This window comes from Paraeggerthella hongkongensis (genome assembly GCF_003726035.1).
Taxonomy (GTDB): Bacteria; Actinomycetota; Coriobacteriia; order Coriobacteriales; family Eggerthellaceae; genus Paraeggerthella; species Paraeggerthella hongkongensis.
In genome coordinates this window covers 61,015-80,566 of the sequence record NZ_QICD01000002.1, presented here as the reverse complement: position 1 = coordinate 80,566, position 19,552 = coordinate 61,015, and the positions used below count along the sequence as shown (strand labels likewise).

The following is a 19,552-nucleotide window of genomic DNA, read 5'->3' as shown; positions in this document are numbered from 1 at the left end:
CAAGGGCGCATTCGCTCGCGGCAGAGAGAAAACGTAAGTACCTCGTCGCCGAAGAAGCTGAGCGGCACTAGGGCTGCTCAGGTGAAGAGAAAGAAAAGAAGCATATGGAGAAAATCGTCGAATCCTTCGAACTGTACGGGAAGCAGTACCGTTTGGAGACAGGCGAGCTGGCCAAGCAGGCCACGGGCTCGGTCGTCGTCACGCAGGGCGACACCACCGTGCTGGTGACGGCCGTCATCTCGAACCAGGAGAAAGACTACGACTTCTTTCCCCTTACGGTCGACTTCATCGAGAAGATGTACGCCGTCGGCCGCATCCCCGGCGGCTACCTCAAGCGCGAGGCGCGTCCGTCCGACAAGGGCACGCTGACCGCACGCATGGTCGACCGTCCCATCCGCCCCGGTTTCGTGGACGGATTCAAGCGCGAGGTGCACATCGTGTGCACGACGCTCGTGGTGGACAGCATCAACCCGCCCGACACCGTGTGCGTCATGGGCGCTTCCGCGGCCCTCATGCTGGGCGCCGCTCCGTTCGACGGCCCTGCTGCGTGCGTGCGCATCGGCCGCAACCCCGAAACGGGCGAGTTCATCGTCAACCCGACGTTCGAGGAATCCGAGAACTCCGACCTCGAGCTGACCATCGCCGGTACGGCCGACTACATCTCCATGGTGGAGGCCGGCGCCGACGAGATCTCCGAAGAGGACATGCTGGCAGCCATGACGTTCGGCCAGGAGGCCATCGCCGCGTTCTGCGAGGCGCAGCAGCGCTTCCTCGACCGCGCCCACATCGAGCCGCGCGAGTGGCCCGTGCATGCGGCCGATCCGGCTATCGCCGAGCGCGTCGCTCCGTTCATGGCCGACATGGCCGCCGCGCTGCGCGACGCCGACAAGCAGGCTCGCATGGGCAAGGTGGAAGAGCTCAAGGAGCGCATCAAGGACGAGCAGTTCTCCGAAGATGAGCGCGCCGCTTGGAAGGGCGACATCGCTGCCGAGCTCAAGAAGCTTGAGAAGAAGGCCATGCGCGCCATGGTCATCGAGACGGGCGAGCGCGCCGACGGACGTCGCCCCGAGGACATCCGCCCGCTCTACATCGTGCCGGGCTACCTGCCCCGCGTGCACGGATCGGGCCTGTTCCAGCGCGGCCAGACGCAGGCGCTTTCCATTTGCACGCTCGGCATGCTGAACGAATGGCAGCGCCTCGACACCATCGACCCCGCCGAGGGCAAGCGCTATATGCACCAGTACAACTTCCCGCCGTACTGCACGGGCGAAACCGGCCGCATGGGCGCTCCGAAGCGTCGCGAAATCGGTCACGGCGCCCTTGCCGAGCGCGCTCTCATCCCGGTTCTGCCGAGCGAGGACGACTTCCCCTACGCCATCCGCGTGGTATCCGAGGTGCTGGAGTCCAACGGCTCGTCCTCCATGGCGTCCACCTGCGGCTCCACGCTGGCGCTCATGGACGCCGGCGTGCCCATCAAGGCTCCCGTGTCCGGCATTGCCATGGGCCTCATCAAAGAGGGCGACGACGTGGTCATCCTGTCCGATATCCAGGGCATCGAGGACTTCCTCGGCGACATGGACTTCAAGGTGTGCGGCACCGAGAAGGGCATCACGGCCCTGCAGATGGACAACAAGGCCCGCGGCCTGTCCGTCGACATCCTCGCCCGCGCGCTCAAGCAGGCAAGCGAGGGCCGCGCTCACATCTTGGGCGCCATGCTGGAGACCATCGCTGCGCCGCGCGAAGAGCTTTCCCAGTTCGCGCCGCGCATCGAGACCATCCACATTCCCGTCGACAAGATCCGCGACGTCATCGGCAGCGGCGGCAAGGTCGTCCGCGGCATCCAGGAGGAGACGGGCGCGCACATCGACATCCAGGAAGACGGCACCATCCACATCGCCGCCATCGAGGGTCCGGCCGGCGACGCTGCGAAGGCCATGATCCTGGGCATCGTCAAGGAGCCCGAGGTGGGCGAGGAGTTCGACGGCGAAGTCGTGGGCATCAAGGACTTCGGCGCGTTCGTCAAGCTGACGCCGGGCAAGGACGGCCTGCTGCACATCAGCCGCGTGGCCAACGGCCGCGTGGGCAAGGTGGAAGACGTGCTGAACCTGGGCGACATCGTCAAGGTGAAGGTGCTCGAGGTCGATCCCAACTCCGGCAAGATCTCGCTCGATCGCCTGGACAAGCCGGAGGCTCCTGCCGGTTCCGCTCCCGAGCGCGGCGATCGCCCTCGCCGCGAGGATCGCGGTGATCGCGACAACCGTCCCGGTCGCAGCGGACGCGAGGGCCGTGGCGGCAACGGCAACGGCAACGGCGGACGCACTCCGCGCAGGCGCCACGAAGGCTAAGTTCTCAAGGGAGGCCGCCAAAGCGGCCGCTCGAAGGCTTTGAGCGATTTCGCTTGACGACGGGCGCCGGCGACCGCATGGTCGCCGGCGCCCGTTTCGCTTTCGAATCCGAGTCAATCGACCGCCTGGCTCGAATGCGCAATGCGAACTTCATGGCGAATTATGGTATCGTCGTGCTTGTGAAATCGACGAAGGGGGACTGGCATGGGTGTTGGGCGAACGGCGAAGAGAAGGGTCGTGCCGGCCTTGTTCGTTGCCGTGCTCGTCTCCATTGGGGCGCTGATCCCGTGCGCCTATGGCGCAGGGGAAAACGGCGTATCGGCTAGGCTGGAGGTGGCAGGGCGCCTGGAGGTCATCAACGGGCGGCCGACCATGGTCTATAGCGACCCCTGGCTCAGGGCGCCTCATGCCGTCGATGCGCGCGCGGCGTTGCCCGCATCTTACGACCTTCGCGACGAGCGACGGGCGACCGGCGTTCGTGATCAATCCTATTTCGGCACTTGCTGGGCGTTCGCCGCTTTGGGTTCCGCGGAGTCGAATGCGCTGTCGAGGGGGCTGGCGTCTTCGGACCTCGACCTCTCCGAGTCTCAACTGGCCTGGTTCAACGCCAATGGCAAAAACAACGACCCGGATGCAAGTCTTTATGCAGGGGGCGACAGTTGGTTCATTCCGTCGGATCCGATCAACATCGGAGGAAGCCGCAACTATTCCGTTCCGACGCTCGCGCGAGGCTATGGCATGACCGATGAGGCTACGATTCCGTACGGACATATCGAAGGCTCTTGGCCGCCGGAGTTCCTTGCTCCCGATCCCAGCATGCAGACCAGATCGGACTTGCGCCTTAGCGAAGCCCTCTATCTGCCTGAGCCGTTGGTCTTGCAGAATGGTCGCTGGGATGGGGCGTCTGAAGTGAACCGAATCTCTCTTGCCGCTATTAAACGGGCCGTGATGGACAACGGCGCAGTGGATGTTGGCTACTATGCCAGCGACGCCTTCGCCGGAAGCGTGGCAAGCGATCCGTTCTGGAACGACGAGCATTTTTCGACATTCTACGACGGTAGGCCGATCGAGCGGGAAGGGGGCATCGCGGCAGCGAATCATGAAGTCGTCATTATCGGATGGGATGACGGCTTTCCATCGGACTGGTTTTCCTCGAAGCCCGAAGGCGACGGCGCATGGATCGTCAAGAACAGCTGGGGCGGGGAATGGGGAGACGAGGGTTGCTTCTACCTTTCTTATTACGATAAGAGCATTTGCGAGCCAACCTCGTTCATCGTGGAGGATGCAGATTACCAGCCCAGCGCTGGAGGCGCGTCGAGAACCCTGCACGAATACGACAATTTCTATCAGTACGACGGAGTGGGCAAAGGAGACCGCGTGTTTTACTTGAACGAGCCGGCGTACTGCGCGAACCTGTACACCGCTCGCTCCACCGAACTGGTGCGCGCCGTGGGAACCTATACGTATGGCGCTCGCGATCGCGTTACCGTGAAGCTGTACCTCAATCCGGCTGATCCGGGAAACCCGGCAAGCGGCGAGCTTAAAGCCGTCTTGGATCGAACGCTCGATTACGGGGGCTATCATACAATCGATTTGGGGTCGGAGGCGTTCGCCGTCGAGGAAGGTGACGTCGTCGCGGTTGCGGTACGCGTGGAGTTCGGCTCCTTTCCCGGAATCTTCGCCTTGTCCGCTGAGTCCAGCGTGGAGGGCGGCGGTGCCGACATTTCGTATGAAGAAGGCCAGAGCTACTTCATGGAGGAGTCGGTGGGTGACTGGATTCCGCTTGACAGAGTCGCCTCCGTAGTGGGCGAGCAGGTGACCGTCGGCAACGCCCTTGCGAAGATGCTCACCTGCGATGTGCCGGTTGCGACGGGTGGCGTGTACGATCCCACTAAGACGCTGGCGGACTACGCGCTCGCGGCTCCCGGGGCCGGAAGGTGGGAATGGAAGGACCCGGCAACCGTTCCCGCCTGCGATTTCAACGAGATAGGATATCCTGCCCTCTATACGCCAAGAGAAGGGGCCGAGGCGATCGAATGCAACGTGAGGATGCTTCTTGAAAAGGCGCCGGTCGACTTCGGACGGCCTTCTGCAAGCCCGCTCGAAGCAGGGCAGCGGCTTGGCGATTCGGCTATTTCCGGACCAGCTGCGGCGTATCGCTGGACTCAGCCGGATTTGATGCCAGAGACGGGAACGCATGCGTACGAGGCAGTTGCCGTTCCGGGCGACCCGTCGAACTACCGGGAGACTCCGGGCACGGTCGAGGTGACCGTGAGCGCGGCGGTGGGGAAGGGCGAAGAAAGCGACCGGAGCGCCCGGCTGCTTTTGGCGGCTACCGGAGACGGCGCGGCGGCGGGCGGCTTCGTCTGCTCGGCCCTTGCCGCATGCTCGGTCGCAGCGCTTGCCTGGTCGCGGCGTTCGCCATCGCGCCGCTGACGGAGTTTCTTGCGCGGACGCCGCTCGATCCTGCCGCCGAAGGCCCGATGGGCCGAAAAGGCGCCGTTCCTTTCCGGCTCGTGGTACTATGCTGCAAACGAAAGTGGAAAGGAAGAGCATGATCAAAGTTGCAGTGGCAGGTTGCGCGGGACGTATGGGCACCGCGGTGGTGGACGCCGTCGGGAAGGCCGAGGACATGGAAGTCGTCTGCGGCATCGATCCGCACGGAGCGGATCTCGACGCTTCGCAGCCTGTGTTCGCGAACGTTTCCGAGGCGCTCGAAGGTGCTGCGTTCGACGTGCTGGTGGACTTCACGCAACCGAACGTGGTGGCCGACAACCTGCGGGCGGCCCTTCCGGCCGGCGTCGACTGCGTCGTGGGCACCACGGGGCTTTCGAACCAGGTGCTCGAGGAGCTTGCCGCATCGGCAGCACCGGGCACGTGCCTGTTCTACGCCCCCAACTTCACCACGGGCGCGGTGCTCATGATGGAGTTCGCGAAGGCGGCGGCTCCGTATTTCCCAGAGGCCGAGGTCATCGAGTTCCATCACTGCAACAAGAAGGACGCTCCTTCGGGAACGGCCGTGCGCACGGCGCAGATCATCGCACAAGCCCGCGGCGGGCGCGCAAGCGAGGCTCCGGGTCGCGAAACCGAGATGGAGGGCATGGAGGGTGCGCGCGGCGCGCTCGTCGAGGGCGTTCCCGTGCATGCGGTGCGCTCGATGGGCTACGTGGCAAGTCAGGAGGTCATGTTCGGATCGCTCGGTCAGACGCTGACGATTCGCCATGATTCGTGGGATCGCACGTCGTACATGCCGGGCGTGCTGCTGGGCATCCGCAGCGTAGGTGCGCGCGAGGGTCTCATTGTAGGTTTGGAGAACTTCATGTCATGACGCTTGCGTCGTGGCATAATGATGGTTTGAACAAGATGTAGGACGAGCGTGCGGCACGGTGTCGCATCGCAGCAAGGTGAGGAGCACGAGCATGTCGCAGCCCCGTTTCGGTCGCATGATTCCGGCTATGGTGACGCCCTTCGATGAGAACCGCGAACTGGACCTCGATAAAGCGCAGGCCCTTGCCGTTCGTCTGGTCGATGGCGGCAGCGATTCGCTCATCATCAACGGCACCACGGGCGAGAGCCCGACGGTGTTCTACCCGCAGAAGATGAAGCTGTTCAGCGCGGTGGTGGAGGCGGTGGGCGGGCGCGTTCCCGTCATCGCCAACGTTGGCGACAACTGCACTGCAGACACGGTGGACTTCGCGCGCGATGTCGCAGGACTTGGCGTCGATGGCTTCATGTGCGTGGTGCCGTACTACAACAAGCCGCCGCAAGAGGGCATCTACCAGCACTTTCGCGCCATCGCGGGTTCGGTGGAGCTGCCTATCATCTTGTACAACATCCCGGGTCGTTGCGTGGTCAACATGGAGGCGGAAACCACGCTGCGTCTGGCCAATGAATTCGACAACGTGGTAGCCGTGAAGGAAGCGTCGGGCAGGATGGACCAGGTAAAGGCCATCGTCGACGCTGCCCCCGAAGGCTTCGACGTATATTCGGGAGATGACTCGGCCACGTTCGATATCATGCAGATGGGCGGTGCCGGCGTTATCTCGACGATCGGCAACGTGGCGCCTGCTCGCATGAAGGAAATCGTCGATCTGTGCGCCGCTGGCGATTGGGAGGCGGCCGCCGCTGCCAACGAGCGTCTCATGCCGCTTATGACGGGCCTGTTCGAGACCTCGAACCCGATCCTCGTCAAAGAGGCGCTTCGCCTGCTTGACTTCCCCGTAGGCGGCGTCCGTCTTCCTCTGGTGGACGCGACGCCCGAACAGTCCGAGCGTTTGGCGCAGATCATGCGCGAGACGGGCGTACTGCAATAAAGGAATGTAGCGTCGGTCACGACGCATTGACATAGCCGCGACGTGCGGAAGCGTAGAAGCTGGCCGTTTTGGTTCAGGCTTCGCGCGAGGAAGCCGGGTCTCCCGGCTCCTTGCGTATGCGCTGATGCGCGCGCATGATGAAAAGGAATGATATGGAAGAAAACAAGCCGCGCGCGCAACGCGGAAACGGTCGTGCGCGCAAAACCGAGCCCCGTCAAAACGGCGGGAACGCTCAAGCCGAGGGCGGGAAGGCGCAGACGAACGAGAAAACGCGTTCGTACAAGCATGTGAAGCTGGACCGCCAGCGTCCGCAGCTTTCGAAAGAGGGCTCCGGAAACCGTCGCACTACGGGGACGGGCCAGCAGAACGCGCGCCGCAACTTCGCGTCGCCCGAAAAGGACCCGAACGCCACGCTCAAGATCATCCCCCTAGGAGGCCTTGACGCCATCGGAAAGAACATGACCGCGTTCGAGTGCAAAGGCGACATGGTGCTCGACGATGCCGGCCTGATGTTTCCCGACGACAATCATCCGGGCGTTGATCTGATCCTGCCCGACTACACCTACGTGCTGCAGAACGCCGACAAGCTGCGCGGCATCATCATCACGCACGGGCACGAGGACCACACCGGCACGCTGCCGTACTTGATGAAGGACTTGGACCGCCAGGTTCCCATTTACGGCACGAAGATGACGCTCGGCTTGATCGAGGGCAAGTTCGCCGAGCACAGGATCAAGAACGCCAAGCTCGTGGAAGTCAAACCGGGCGACCAGGTCAAGCTGGGCTGCTTCACCGCCGAGTTCTTCGCCGTGAACCACTCCATCCCGGGCGCGGTGGGCGTGTTCTTCCAGAGTCCGGCCGGCAACGTGCTGCATACCGGCGACTTCAAATTGGACCAGACCCCCATCGACGGCGTGACCACCGATTTCGGGGCGCTTTCGAAGTTCAGCAGCATGGGCGTGGACCTCATGATGAGCGATTCCACCAATGCCCAGAACCCGAACTTCACGCCCTCTGAAGCTGAAGTGGGCAAGGAACTGGCGAAGATCATCTCCCAGGCGAAGGGCCGCGTCATCATCGCATCGTTCGCGAGCCATATCCATCGCATGCAGCAGATCTGCGATGCGGCGGTCGCCAACGGGCGCAAGGTGGTGGTCACGGGCCGTTCCATGATCCAGAACACCGATATCGCGCGTCGTCTGGGCTATCTGGACATCAGCGACACCGACATCGTGGATGCGTACGATCTTAAAGGCATTCCCGCAGATCAGGTTGTCATCATGTGCACCGGCAGCCAAGGCGAGCCCCTTTCCGCCCTGGCGCGCATCGCCAACGGCGACCATCGCACCATCTCCATAGACGAAGGGGACACCGTCATCGTGTCCGCCACGCCGGTTCCCGGCAACGAGAAGGCCGTGACGCGCGTCATCAACTCGCTTGCGAAGATCGGCGCCGACGTGTATGACAAGAACCGTGCCCGCGTGCACGTGTCCGGCCATGCGGGAGCGGAGGAGCTGAAGCTCGTTCTTTCCATCGTGCAGCCCAAGGCGTTCATGCCCGTTCACGGCGAGGCCACGCACCTGCGCGCTCATGCGCGTTTGGCGGAGGCGACCGGGGTTCCCGCGGACAATGTGTTCATCTGCGAAAACGGCGAAAGCCTTGAGCTGACCTCTCGCGGCGTCCGTCGCGGCGAGATCGTCCAGTCGGGCATCGTGTTCGTGGACGGGCTGTCGGTGGGCGATACGTCCCAGGGCGTGCTCGACGAGCGCAGCGCGCTTGCGGCGCAGGGATTCGCCGCCGTGGCCGCGGCGGTTTCGGGGAAGAAGAAGTCCGTGGCGGGAGCGGTGCAGGTCGAGATGCACGGCATCACGGGCGGAGACGACGACTACCTGGTCCGCGAAGCTCAGACTACGGTGAAGAACGCCATCGGGCGCGCGCTTTCCAAGGATGGCGGCGTTAAAGAGATCAAGAAGGCCGCGCGCGACGCGCTCCTTTCGCTGCTGTGGGAGCGCACGAAGACGCGCCCCATGGTAATTGTAAATTTGCTGGAGGTTTAAGCTATAATGGCCGCATGTGCCTTGGGCGCATGCGGCCCTCGCCGACGAAAAACGAACTCATCAAACGTAGATCAAATGCAGCACGAAGGAGCGGGGCGTGGCCCGGAACTCATCAACCACATCGAAATCTAAGGCAGCGGCTTCGAAGTCAAAGGGACGTGCCGCTTCGCCCGCAGAGAAGCGCGGCGGCAAGAACTCTTCGAGCCGCGCGAAGGCGGCGGCCGACGAGCGGCGCCTGTTCGACGATCGCGTGCGTCGCGACATCACCGGCGTCGCGTTCGCCATTGCGGGCATCGTCTTGTTCGTGACGGCTGTTCTGCCTTCCGACGCGGTGGTGACCTCGTTCGTTTCGAGCGCCCTGCATCTGCTGCTGGGGTTGGGCGCGTACATTCTGCCGTTCTTCCTGCTGGTCGTAGGGGCGAGCTTTCTAGCTCGGTTCGAGCGCGAGCGCGTTCCCTTGCGAGTGACGGTGGGGTTGGTCATGATATTCGTGGCGGTGCTCGTGCTGCTTGCCCTGTTCACGCCTGAACAGGTTCCTGACGCCGTCGATCGCCTGTTCGTCGAGGCGGAGCTCGTTTCGCGCGGCGGATACGTGGGTGCCGGCATCGCCTGGGTTGGCCTTCGTCTGTTCGGCCAGGTCATATCATGCATTATCATGCTCGGCGTGATCTTGGCCGGGTTGATCGTCATCGGCTTCTCCCTTTCCAAGCTCATCGAGCGCGTGCAGGACGCGCGCGCGGCGGCAGCAGGGGAGGGCGACGACGTGCTGGCTGCACCGCCCTTCGCGCGCGTCAAGCGCTCGGCAAGCTCGAAGATCCCCGTCGTTCCCACGATGGGCGACGCATTCTCGCAGGGGGCCACCAACGTGCTTCCTAAGGGCAGCAAAGCCGAAAAGGAGCGGTCCTCGAAGGCTCGCCGCAGCTCGCAGTCCCTGGCCACGCAAGCCATCGGGCGCGTAGGCCCCGCCGCCGATACGGCAGGAGAGGCTCCCCAGACGCTTACGCGCAAGCTTGGCCGCAAGCACGAGCGCGAGGCTGATGCTACCGCCTCCATGCCGAAGCCCTCGTCGGGTTCGAGCACGCCGTTGGCCGCTCCGCGCCCTGAAGACGGCTTCGAGCTTCCTCCCATGAGCTTGTTGGCCACGTCCAAGAACGCGAAGAAGGACGTCGCGTCGGACGTCGAACTGAAGGAGACTGCGGCCTGCCTGCAGGAATCGCTCGAGAGCTTCCAGATATTCGCGGAAGTGGTGGGCTGGGTGGCCGGGCCTACGGTCACGCTGTTCAAGGTCGACCTGCCCGCCGGCGTGCGCGTGAGCCGCATTACGGCGCTCGAGGACGACATCGCGCTTGCGCTGGCCGCTCCGGGCGTGCGCATCTTCGCACCCATTCCCGGGACGAACTACGTGGGCATCGAGGTGCCGAACCGAACCCGCCAAAGCGTGCTTCTGGGCGATGTCATCAAAGACGCGCCCGCCGGGCCGCTCCAAATCGTGATCGGCAAGGACGTGGAAGGGCGCTCCATCGTGTCCGACCTGGCCAAGATGCCGCACCTGCTTATCGGCGGCACCACGGGCTCGGGTAAATCGGTGTCCATCAATGCGATGATCATGTCCATCCTCATGCGCGCGACGCCGTCCGAGGTGCGTTTCATCATGATCGACCCCAAGCGCGTTGAGTTCACGCCCTACAACGGCATTCCCCATCTGTACGTGCCCGTGGTGACCGAGCCGCGCGAGGCGGCTAGCGCCCTGTCATGGGGCGTGGCGGAAATGGAGCGCCGCCTCAAGGTGTTCTCGAAGGTAGGCGCGCGCAATATCGGGCAGTACAACGCCAAGGTGCAAGCGGCGCAAGCCGAGGCCGAGCGTGCTGCGGAAGCGGGCGAGGAGCCTCCCGCCAACGACCTGGGCGGCGAACTGCCTTACATCGTGATCATCATCGACGAGCTTGCCGACCTCATGATGAACGTGGGCAAAGAGGTGGAGTTCTCCATCAGCCGCATCGCGCAGCTGGCGCGTGCGGCGGGCATCCACCTGATCGTGGCCACGCAGCGTCCGTCCACGAACGTGGTCACAGGCCTCATCAAGGCGAACATCACGAACCGCATCGCGTTCAACGTGGCGTCGGGCATCGACAGCCGCGTGGTGCTGGACACGCCCGGAGCCGAGAACCTGATCGGCTTGGGCGACCTTTTGCTGTCGAAGCCCGAATACGCCAAGCCTCAGCGAATCCAGGGCTGCTACGTCTCGGAAGACGAGATCAATGCCGTGGTGGACATGCTCAAAGAGCAGGGCGAGCCCGAGTATCATTCCGAGATCCTGCAAACGAATCTCATCACCTTGGGAGCCTCGCAGCCCGACGGCAGCGGCGGCTCGGGGCTTTCGGACGATCCGCTCATCTGGGAGGCTGCAGACATCGTGGTGTCGAGCGGCTTGGGATCCACGTCGAACATCCAGCGCCGTCTCAAGGTGGGTTATTCGCGCGCTGGCCGTATAATGGACATGCTGGAGGAAAAAGGCGTCGTGGGGCCGCCGAACGGCAGCAAGCCCCGCGAAGTGCTGGTAGACGCCATGGAGCTCGAAACGCTGAAAGCGTTCGAAGCGAACGACGCGTCGGGTCCGGAGGAGTAACAGGATGGCTCAGGTTAATTTCGGGATGATTCTGCGCGAGGCGCGCGAGCGCAAAGGCTACGATCTGGCCACGGCCGCGCGTCGGCTGCGCATCAGGCCCGACATCTTGCGTGCGATCGAGGAAAACGACTTCTCGCGCATGCCTCCGCGCGGTTACGCGCGCAACATGGTGAACGCCTACGCGCGCCTCGTGGGACTCAATCCCACTGAAATGACGCGCATGTATCTGGACGAGGCGTACGCTTATCAGGTGGGGCGTGTGCGCACTGAGACGAAAACCGGCGCGCGCTTCGACATGGGGACGGGGTCCCGACGTGCGGAAAGCTCGTCGGGAAGGAGCAGCGGACCCGTCCGTCCGCGCGAGCGCGCTGCCCAGCAAGAGGCCGAACGCCCGCCGCGCCAAAACGCGCTCGGGCGCACGATGTACGACGACCGCCGCGAATACGTGCGCGATTACGGCTCGCGCGCCGGCGCACCCGGGCGTCTGTACTCAGAGGATCGCACGCATCCAAGCAGGCATGCGGCGCTTCCTAACGGACACTACACGAATTTCTATGCCGGGCCCAAGGCCCCCAACGCCGTGCAATCGAAACTCCCCTTCATCATTGCGGGCGGCGTCATCCTGATCCTGCTGATCCTGGTTCTTGTGCTGGCGTTCGGCGGCAAAGGCGGCAATACCGACGACGCTCCGAAGGTCCCCATCACCGGCGTGACGGACACGACGCAGAACGGCGAAGGGTCGAGCGGCGGGCAGGAAACGCCCGCACCGCAGGAGGCGAAGCCCGTGGAAACCGCGCCCACCAAGGTGACCGTGGAGTACAAGGTTGCAACCGGAAAGGAAGTGTACGCGGTCATAACGGCTGACGGGACCCAGACGCCCCAGATGATCACCGGCCCGGTGACCGAAACCGTCGACGTTACGGGCACGTGGAGCTTTGCCACATGGGTCGTTGACGCGGTGACCATCACGGTGGACGGCAAGGCCGTGAGCTTCGACGGCAAGGATGCGTCCGGCATGCCGCAGTGCACGGTGGACTTCCAAGCGTATTTGGAGCAATGGAAGGCCGATCATCCCGACGCTGCGTCGACCGGTTCGAGTGCATCGACGGGTGCCGGTTCGAGAAGCGGCACGGCAACCGGCGCGACGGGATCTACGGGCACCTCCACCGAATAAACGAACAAGCACCTGCAGAAATGCGGTATGCTGTCATGATGCGAACGCTCAAGCGGCCTGCGCTCTTGCAGGCCGCGTTGTACGGAAAGGACGGTCTCCATGGCCAAGGAATCTAGCTTCGACGTCGTCTCCACGGTTGATATGCAGGAGGTCGACAACGCCTTTCAGCAGGCGAAGAAGGAACTTGCGCAGCGCTACGACCTGAAGGACTCGGGCGCCGAGATCTCGCTCGACAAGGCGAACAAGACCATGACGGTGGCGGCTCCGGCCGACTTCGTGGCCAAGCAGGTCATCGACGTGATCGCTTCCAAGATCATTCGCCGCGGCATCGACCTGGGCGCGATCAAATGGGCCGATCCGGAGGCCGCCGCCGGGCAGAGCGTGCGCCAGAAGGGCACCGTCGTCGAAGGCATCGACAAGGAGACCGCCAGCAAGATCAACAAAGACATCAAGGCCGAAAAGTTCAAGGTGAAGGTGCAGATCGAAGGCGACAAGCTGCGCGTAAGCTCCGCATCCCGCGATGCTTTGCAGGAGGTCATCGCTTTCCTTAAAGAGAAGGACTACGGCCAGCCCCTTCAGTACGTCAACTACCGCTAAGGACGGCAGCCCTATCATGATGTCAGCAACAAAGCCGAACGCCGCGGCTCCCGCCGTGGCGTTCGTTACGCTCGGGTGCGCGAAAAACGAGGTCGATACGGCGCACATGAAAGCGCGCCTTGCGGAAGCAGGGTTCGCGCTGGAGGACGACCCCGCGGCTGCGGACGCCGTCGTGGTCAATACGTGCTCGTTCATCCAAAGCGCTACCGAGGAAAGCCTTGAGGCCGTGTTCGACGTGGCAGGCCTTCCCAACGTGGCCAAGGGGGCCGCGCTCATCGTTGCCGGATGCATGCCGGCCCGCTATGGCGACGACCTTGCAGGCGAGCTGACCGAAGCGCGCGCGTTCGTTCCGTGCAGCCGCGAGGACGACATAGCGCAGGTTCTCGTGGACGCGCTCGGACTCGGCGAAGAACCCGCTGCATCGAATTGCTTCGATACGGTGGAAGCCGTCTGCGCGAAACAAGCAGCTTCAGCGAGCGTCTCGGCTTACGTGAAGATATCCGACGGGTGCGACCGATTCTGCAGTTTCTGCACCATTCCGTACATCCGCGGTCGATACCGTAGCTTCGCGTACGAGGACGTGCGCGCCGAAGTAGCCGGGTTGGTTGCCGGGGGCGTTCGCGAGATCGTTCTGATTGCCCAGGACACTGGCAGGTGGGGCAGGGATCTCGATGAACCTTCTTCTCTAGCATGGCTGGTTTCCGCTTTAGCCGAAGAGTTTTCCCATACTTGGTTCCGCGTGATGTATATCCAGCCGCAAGGACTGACCGATCAGCTGCTCGATGCGGTAGCCTCGCACGAAAACGTGTGCGACTACTTCGACATCCCGTTGCAGCACGTCGACCCCTCCATCTTGCGCGCTATGAATCGTTCGGGTTCGCGCGCCGAGTTCGAGGCGCTTGCGAACCGCGTAAGGACGCGCATTCCCCATGCTACGCTGCGCACTACCTTGATAGCCGGGTTCCCCGGAGAGACCGACGATCAGTTCGAGGATCTGTGCGATTTCGTGGAGGAGGGCCTGTTCGATTACGTGGGCGTCTTCCCGTATTCGCGCGAAGAGGGTACAAAGGCCTATGATTTGCCCGATCAAGTAGATGAAGACGAGAAGGCCGATCGCGCCCAGCGTCTGCGCGACTTGGCCGATGCGGTGTGCTGTCCGCGTATAGCCGCCCGCGTGGGGCTCGAATTGGACGTGCTTGTGGAGGGCGTGGAGGAGGACGGGCAGTTGTTCGGCCGCGCCATGTGCCAAGCTCCCGAGGTGGACGGCGTCACGTACGTGGAGGCGGGCGAGCCGGGGCAGATCAAGCGCGTGAAAATCACGGACACGCTGCTGTACGAGATGGAGGGGGAGTAGTCCCATGGCCAGCTCAAGCCAGATGAAGCCTACGCCGACCGACAAGCTGTGGACGCCGGCGAACATCGTGACGCTTGTGCGCATCTGCCTGGTGCCCCTGTTCGTCGTAGCATTGCTCAGTCCCTGGCCGCAGTGGTTCGGGTTGCCGCAGGTGGCGGACGACTCCAAGAGCCTCATCGCTGCTGGCATATTCATCCTGATCTCATGCACCGATTGGCTTGACGGCTACCTGGCTCGCAGCCGGGGGGAAGTCACCGATTTCGGAAAGTTCATGGACCCGCTGGCGGACAAGATCCTTGTTGCAGCGGCCCTGCTGGCGCTCATCGAGCTGGGAGCCCTGCCCAGCTGGGTGGTGCTCGTCATCTTGGCTCGCGAGTTCATCGTTTCGGGCGTGCGCATGGTGGCGGCCAGCGAGGGCGTGGTTATCGCTGCCAGCTGGTACGGCAAAGCGAAAACCGTTTCGCAGATGGTGGCCATCGTGCTGTTCACCATCAAGGACAGCTATATGGTGGGCAGCGTGCACGCTGCGTTCTCGGACTGGATGTGGATGATCAGCTGGCTCGTCATGATCGTGGCGCTCGTGCTGACCATCGTGTCCATGCTGGACTACATCGACAAAGCGCGTCACCTGATCGGGCTGAAGCCCAAGGAGCCGAAGCGGAAGCGTCGGGGATCGAAAGATGCGCGCGCGGTGACGCCCGAACCGGTGTCGCCCGTCGCGCCCGCAGAGAGCCAGGGCCTTTCCGATGCGGATCTTGCCAGAATAGCCCCCGAGGCGCTTGAAACCCTTGCCTCCACCGTGCTTTCCGCGGCGCGCGCGGCTGGAAAGACCATCGCAACGGCGGAAAGCCTGACGGGCGGGCTGATCGCCGCTACGCTTACGCAGATCCCGGGCAGTTCCGATGTAATGCGCGGAAGCGTGGTCAGTTACGCGACCGAGGTCAAAAGCCTAGTGCTTGCGGTGGATCCCGACACGATCGCCGCGCATGGCGTAGTGAGCGAGCAAACCGCGAAGGCCATGGCTCAAGGTGCGCGCGCAGAGCTTCGCTGCGACGTGGCAGTGGCTGTGACGGGCATAGCCGGCCCGGGGGGAGCGGAGCCGGGCAAACCGGTGGGGACGGTATGGCTCGGCTGCGCTGACGACTGCGGCACGGTCAAAGCGGAGATGCGCTGCTTTGCCGGCACGCGCGAGCAGGTGCGGCTCCAAACGGTGCGCGCTGCGCTCCAGGTCATGCAGCATGCGTTGGAGAGCCGCTAGAACGGCGATAGGTTTCTGCTAGATTCGCGTGACGCTTCAGCAAGATTCGGTGCAGATCCTCGATAGAGCCATGTTGGAAACCCGTTTGATCCGAAAAGGATCGAGCGGGTTTTCGGCTGTATGCACGTCATGATTCAGCTAGAAAGGGCTTCTATACTTGAATTGCGGACTTGCTGATAAAAATGCTTGACCGACAAACAGATGTTCGTATAATAGGAGAAGTCGAAAAGCGGCGCTTTGGCGCACCTGCGGAAAGAGAAGGAAGCGCATGAACGAAGAAAAATCGAAGATGCTCAAGCTGACCACCGATCAGATCGAGACCAAGTTCGGAAAAGGCTCCATCATGAAGTTCGGCGAAAGCGATCAGAGCCTCAATATAGGCGCTATACCCACAGGCTCGCTTCCTCTTGATGCTGCATTGGGCATCGGAGGGGTGCCGCGCGGACGCATCGTGGAGGTCTACGGTCCCGAGTCGAGCGGCAAGACGACGCTTGCGCTTCAGGTGCTTGCCGAAGCGCAGGCGCTCGGCGGCATCGTCGCTTTCATCGACGCCGAACATGCGCTCGACCCGGTGTACGCGGCGCGTCTTGGCGTTGATATCGACGAAGTTCTTATATCCCAGCCCGATACCGGCGAGCAGGCGCTTGAAATCTGCGACATGCTCGTGCGAAGCGGCGCTATCGATTGTATCGTTATCGACTCCGTGGCGGCTCTTGTGCCCAAGGCCGAGATCGAAGGCGAGATCGGCGATACTACGGTTGGCTTGCAGGCGCGCCTTATGTCTCAAGCGCTTCGCAAGCTGGCAGGTTCGCTCTCCAAGTCGAACACCACGTGCATCTTCATCAACCAGCTGCGCGAGAAGATCGGCGTCATGTTCGGCAATCCCGAGACCACGACCGGCGGACGGGCGCTCAAGTTCTTCTCAAGCGTGCGCATCGACATCCGACGTATCGACTCCATTAAAAAAGACGGCGAGATCGTGGGCAACCGCGTGCGCGCAAAAGTCGTGAAGAACAAGGTGGCGCCGCCGTTTCGCCAGGCTGAATTCGATCTCATGTACGGCGAGGGCATTTCTCGCGAAGGCTGCATCGTCGATATGGCGGTAGAGGCCGGCGTCGCGAAAAAGTCAGGTGCATGGTACACCTACGGCGAAGAGCGCTTAGGACAGGGGCGCGAGGCCGCGAAGCAGACGCTTAGGGAGAACCCCGACCTGCGCGACGAGCTGGAGAACAAGGTGCGCGAGGCGTTCGATATCCCCATTATCACGCGATCGGCAGAAGAAGCGGACATCCTCTCTCCGGTAGCGAAGCCCAAGGGAAAGAAGTAGCGCGTCATGTCGCATGGCTCTGACGACGTGAAAGCTCTCTTACGGGCGAATATCGCTGCGATCGAATCAGGGAAGCGGAGCTCGCTGCCGGGCGCGCGTCAAACAGCGAGCTCCAAGCGAAAAGCTCGACCCGCCTCGAACGAGAGCGTTTTCGCCGACCGGGATAAAGAAGAGTCGGACGATTCGCCTGAACGCGCGTTTCGCAAGATCGAGCGCCTTGCCTGCGTGCGCGAACAGGCAAGCGAGGCTTTGCGCCGACGTTTGGTGCGCGAGGGATTTTGCGAGGATGCCGTCGAGGAGGCTGTGGCGCGCGCTTTGGCATGCGGCCTTGTCGACGACCTTCGCTATGCCGACGTGCTCGTTCGAAGCCGTCTTTCGCAGGGCAAGGGACGCCGCGGCATCGTCGCCGAACTCGAGGACCTTGGCATTGCCGTTGACGAAGTTGCGTCGTTGTCCGAAGGGCAGAGGGTCGGCGACGATGCCGCGGAGGTCTCTCGTGCCATCGCCTTGCTCGAACGAAAGCCTCCTCGGTCGAAGAACGCTCGGGAGGCGGCGTATAGAAAACTCATCCAGAAGGGCTACGGTTCTTCGGTCGCTTCCTCAGCTGCCCGTCAATGGCACGAATCCCTTCGCTCGTCGCAGTTCGATCAGACAGGATAAGGCAAGGCGTCGGATGGCTTGCGCGTCCGATGCCTCCGTTTTACCGCCCTGTTCGTGAAGGTGCGTTTCGCCTTGTCGTTTCCGAATATTTCTTGTCGAGGGCTTTTACAAATCGCATACAAGCCTTATTATGTATAGAAGCTTGGGTGAAACGTACCTGATGAGGGTACTTCTTATAGACAAATTCATACGATGCTTCCCGTATCGCGTGCGTTCGCTCATGCCCGGTTTTGCCGGGATTTTTTATGCCTACGAGTAATTTGAAGCACACTGACAGAATGCGAAACGAAAGGGGGGAGCGTATGCCTGAAATCATCTGGCTCGTTGTTGGAGCCGCAGCTGGCATCGCCCTCGGATTCGTCATCACGCGTTTTCTCGTCAATGCGTCCACTAAGCGTGCGGCGCAAGAAGCGGAATCCGTGGTGACCGATGCGAAACGACAGGCGGAGACATTGCGCCGAGAAGCAATCGTCGAGGCGAAGGACGAAGCGCTTAGGCTCAAGCAGGAAGCGCAAGTTGAAAGCAAGGAGCGCATGCGCGAAGTGCGCGCCGCCGAGAGCCGCATATCCCAGCGCGAGGAATCGCTTGACCGTCGCGTGGAATCGCTCGATTCGCGCGAACATCAGATCTCGTCGATGCAAGGGCAGCTCGATCGTCGCGAACGCGATTTGTCCGAGGCGGAGCAGGAGATCAACCACCGTTTAGAGCGCGTGGCAGGCATGAGCCCTGACGAGGCAAAAGCCGAGTTGCTCGATACGTTGAAAGATGAGGTCACGCATGCCTCCGCAGCTATTATCCGCGATGCCGAAGCGCGCGCGAAGGCCGAGGCTGACAAGAAGGCGCGTTCGATCCTGAGCCTGGCAATCCAGCGCGTTGCGGCCGATCATACCGCTGAAACCACGGTATCGACCATCCATATTCCATCGGACGACCTGAAGGGCCGCATCATCGGCCGCGAAGGTCGCAACATTCGCTCGTTCGAGCAGCTGACAGGCACGAACCTCATCATCGACGACACTCCCGAGTGCGTGACGATCTCCTGCTTCGATCCGGTGCGCCGCGAGATCGGTCGCGTCACAATGGAGAACCTTGTTGCAGACGGCCGTATCCATCCGGCTCGTATCGAGGAGATGTTCGGCAAGGCCGAGGCGTTCGTGAACCAACGAGTCCAGGAGGCCGGCGAACAGGCTGCGTTCGATACGGGAATTCACGACCTGCATCCTGAGCTCGTGCGGACGCTCGGTCGCTTGCGGTACCGCACCTCTTACGGACAGAACGTGCTCAACCATTCGCTCGAAGTCGCGTACCTGTCGGGCGTCATGGCTTCGGAGCTGGGACTCGATCCCATTCCGGCCAAGCGCGCCGGCTTGCTGCACGACTTGGGAAAGGCCGTTGACCACGAGGTCGAGGGAAGCCACGCCGTGATCGGCGCCGACCTTGCTCGCCGTTTCGGCGAAAAGGGCGATATCGTGCATGCTATCGAAGCTCACCACAATGACGTAGAACCTTCGAGCGTGCTTGCCGTTCTGGTTCAGGCTGCAGACGCCGTATCTGCCGCACGCCCCGGTGCGCGCAAAGAGACGCTTGACGCCTATATCAAGCGTCTTGAGAAACTTGAAGAAATCGCGAACTCGTACAAGGGCGTTGAGCGCACCTACGCAATCCAAGCAGGTCGTGAAGTGCGCGTCATGGTTGAACCCGAAGCGGTGGACGAAGCGGCTACTACGGTGCTCGCCCACGATATTGCGCAGCGCATCGAAAACGAGATGCAGTACCCCGGCCAGGTGAAGGTCGTGGTCATTCGCGAGAGCCGTGCGGTCGGCATCGCGAAGTAAGGCGGA

General features: G+C 62.5%; 13 protein-coding genes. All 13 read left to right on the top strand.

From position 1 onward, the window contains the following. Positions 1-104: 104 nt before the first annotated feature. The 13 genes from pnp (at position 105) to rny (ending at position 19,546) form a co-directional block, all read left to right on the top strand. Complete coding sequence (gene pnp, locus DMP08_RS01700; protein ID WP_123191281.1) at positions 105-2,345, top strand: polyribonucleotide nucleotidyltransferase; 2,241 nt, start codon at positions 105-107, stop codon at positions 2,343-2,345. A 204-nt stretch (positions 2,346-2,549) separates the two neighbouring features. Beyond that, on the top strand, positions 2,550-4,781 hold the full coding sequence (locus DMP08_RS01695) for a lectin like domain-containing protein (RefSeq protein WP_123191280.1): 2,232 nt from the start codon (positions 2,550-2,552) through the stop codon (positions 4,779-4,781). Between the two features lie 118 nt (positions 4,782-4,899). Beyond that, complete coding sequence (gene dapB / locus DMP08_RS01690; RefSeq protein WP_123191279.1) at positions 4,900-5,673, top strand: 4-hydroxy-tetrahydrodipicolinate reductase; 774 nt, start codon at positions 4,900-4,902, stop codon at positions 5,671-5,673. A 91-nt stretch (positions 5,674-5,764) separates the two neighbouring features. After that, positions 5,765-6,658 carry a 4-hydroxy-tetrahydrodipicolinate synthase gene (gene dapA / locus DMP08_RS01685; RefSeq protein ID WP_123191278.1) on the top strand — a complete coding sequence of 298 codons (894 nt, stop codon included), beginning with the start codon at positions 5,765-5,767 and terminating at the stop codon, positions 6,656-6,658. Positions 6,659-6,810: 152 nt separating this feature from the next. Next, positions 6,811-8,715 (top strand): ribonuclease J, encoded by a 1,905-nt coding sequence (locus tag DMP08_RS01680; RefSeq protein WP_123191277.1) that lies wholly within the window; start codon positions 6,811-6,813, stop codon positions 8,713-8,715. Positions 8,716-8,812: 97 nt separating this feature from the next. Beyond that, positions 8,813-11,341, top strand: coding sequence for an FtsK/SpoIIIE family DNA translocase (locus tag DMP08_RS01675; RefSeq protein ID WP_123191276.1), 2,529 nt, complete (start codon positions 8,813-8,815; stop codon positions 11,339-11,341). Positions 11,342-11,345: 4 nt separating this feature from the next. Then, on the top strand, positions 11,346-12,515 hold the full coding sequence (locus tag DMP08_RS01670; protein ID WP_123191275.1) for a helix-turn-helix domain-containing protein: 1,170 nt from the start codon (positions 11,346-11,348) through the stop codon (positions 12,513-12,515). Positions 12,516-12,614: 99 nt separating this feature from the next. Beyond that, positions 12,615-13,112 (top strand): YajQ family cyclic di-GMP-binding protein, encoded by a 498-nt coding sequence (locus DMP08_RS01665; RefSeq protein WP_123191274.1) that lies wholly within the window; start codon positions 12,615-12,617, stop codon positions 13,110-13,112. Positions 13,113-13,128: 16 nt separating this feature from the next. Then, positions 13,129-14,466: a 30S ribosomal protein S12 methylthiotransferase RimO gene (gene rimO, locus DMP08_RS01660; protein WP_420541180.1), complete on the top strand. Its 1,338-nt coding sequence runs from the start codon at positions 13,129-13,131 to the stop codon at positions 14,464-14,466. Between the two features lie 4 nt (positions 14,467-14,470). Then, the gene (pgsA, locus tag DMP08_RS01655) at positions 14,471-15,724 is read left to right on the top strand and encodes a CDP-diacylglycerol--glycerol-3-phosphate 3-phosphatidyltransferase (RefSeq protein ID WP_211328367.1); all 1,254 of its coding nucleotides are present in this window, start codon (positions 14,471-14,473) and stop codon (positions 15,722-15,724) included. A 268-nt stretch (positions 15,725-15,992) separates the two neighbouring features. Continuing rightward, positions 15,993-17,051 carry a recombinase RecA gene (gene recA, locus DMP08_RS01650; protein WP_123191273.1) on the top strand — a complete coding sequence of 353 codons (1,059 nt, stop codon included), beginning with the start codon at positions 15,993-15,995 and terminating at the stop codon, positions 17,049-17,051. 6 nt (positions 17,052-17,057) lie between these two features. After that, the gene (locus DMP08_RS01645) at positions 17,058-17,711 is read left to right on the top strand and encodes a regulatory protein RecX (RefSeq protein WP_123191272.1); all 654 of its coding nucleotides are present in this window, start codon (positions 17,058-17,060) and stop codon (positions 17,709-17,711) included. Between the two features lie 302 nt (positions 17,712-18,013). Next, on the top strand, positions 18,014-19,546 hold the full coding sequence (gene rny, locus DMP08_RS01640; RefSeq protein WP_123191271.1) for a ribonuclease Y: 1,533 nt from the start codon (positions 18,014-18,016) through the stop codon (positions 19,544-19,546). Positions 19,547-19,552: the final 6 nt, after the last annotated feature.

Coding starts and splice junctions, on each gene's coding strand:
- dapA (WP_123191278.1), top strand. CDS start 5,765: ATGTCGCAGCCCCGTTTCGGTCGCATGATTCCGGCTATGGTGACGCCC.
- pgsA (WP_211328367.1), top strand. CDS start 14,471: ATGGCCAGCTCAAGCCAGATGAAGCCTACGCCGACCGACAAGCTGTGG.
- DMP08_RS01695 (WP_123191280.1), top strand. CDS start 2,550: ATGGGTGTTGGGCGAACGGCGAAGAGAAGGGTCGTGCCGGCCTTGTTC.
- recA (WP_123191273.1), top strand. CDS start 15,993: ATGAACGAAGAAAAATCGAAGATGCTCAAGCTGACCACCGATCAGATC.
- rimO (WP_420541180.1), top strand. CDS start 13,129: ATGATGTCAGCAACAAAGCCGAACGCCGCGGCTCCCGCCGTGGCGTTC.
- DMP08_RS01670 (WP_123191275.1), top strand. CDS start 11,346: ATGGCTCAGGTTAATTTCGGGATGATTCTGCGCGAGGCGCGCGAGCGC.
- DMP08_RS01645 (WP_123191272.1), top strand. CDS start 17,058: ATGTCGCATGGCTCTGACGACGTGAAAGCTCTCTTACGGGCGAATATC.
- DMP08_RS01665 (WP_123191274.1), top strand. CDS start 12,615: ATGGCCAAGGAATCTAGCTTCGACGTCGTCTCCACGGTTGATATGCAG.
- rny (WP_123191271.1), top strand. CDS start 18,014: ATGCCTGAAATCATCTGGCTCGTTGTTGGAGCCGCAGCTGGCATCGCC.
- dapB (WP_123191279.1), top strand. CDS start 4,900: ATGATCAAAGTTGCAGTGGCAGGTTGCGCGGGACGTATGGGCACCGCG.
- pnp (WP_123191281.1), top strand. CDS start 105: ATGGAGAAAATCGTCGAATCCTTCGAACTGTACGGGAAGCAGTACCGT.
- DMP08_RS01680 (WP_123191277.1), top strand. CDS start 6,811: ATGGAAGAAAACAAGCCGCGCGCGCAACGCGGAAACGGTCGTGCGCGC.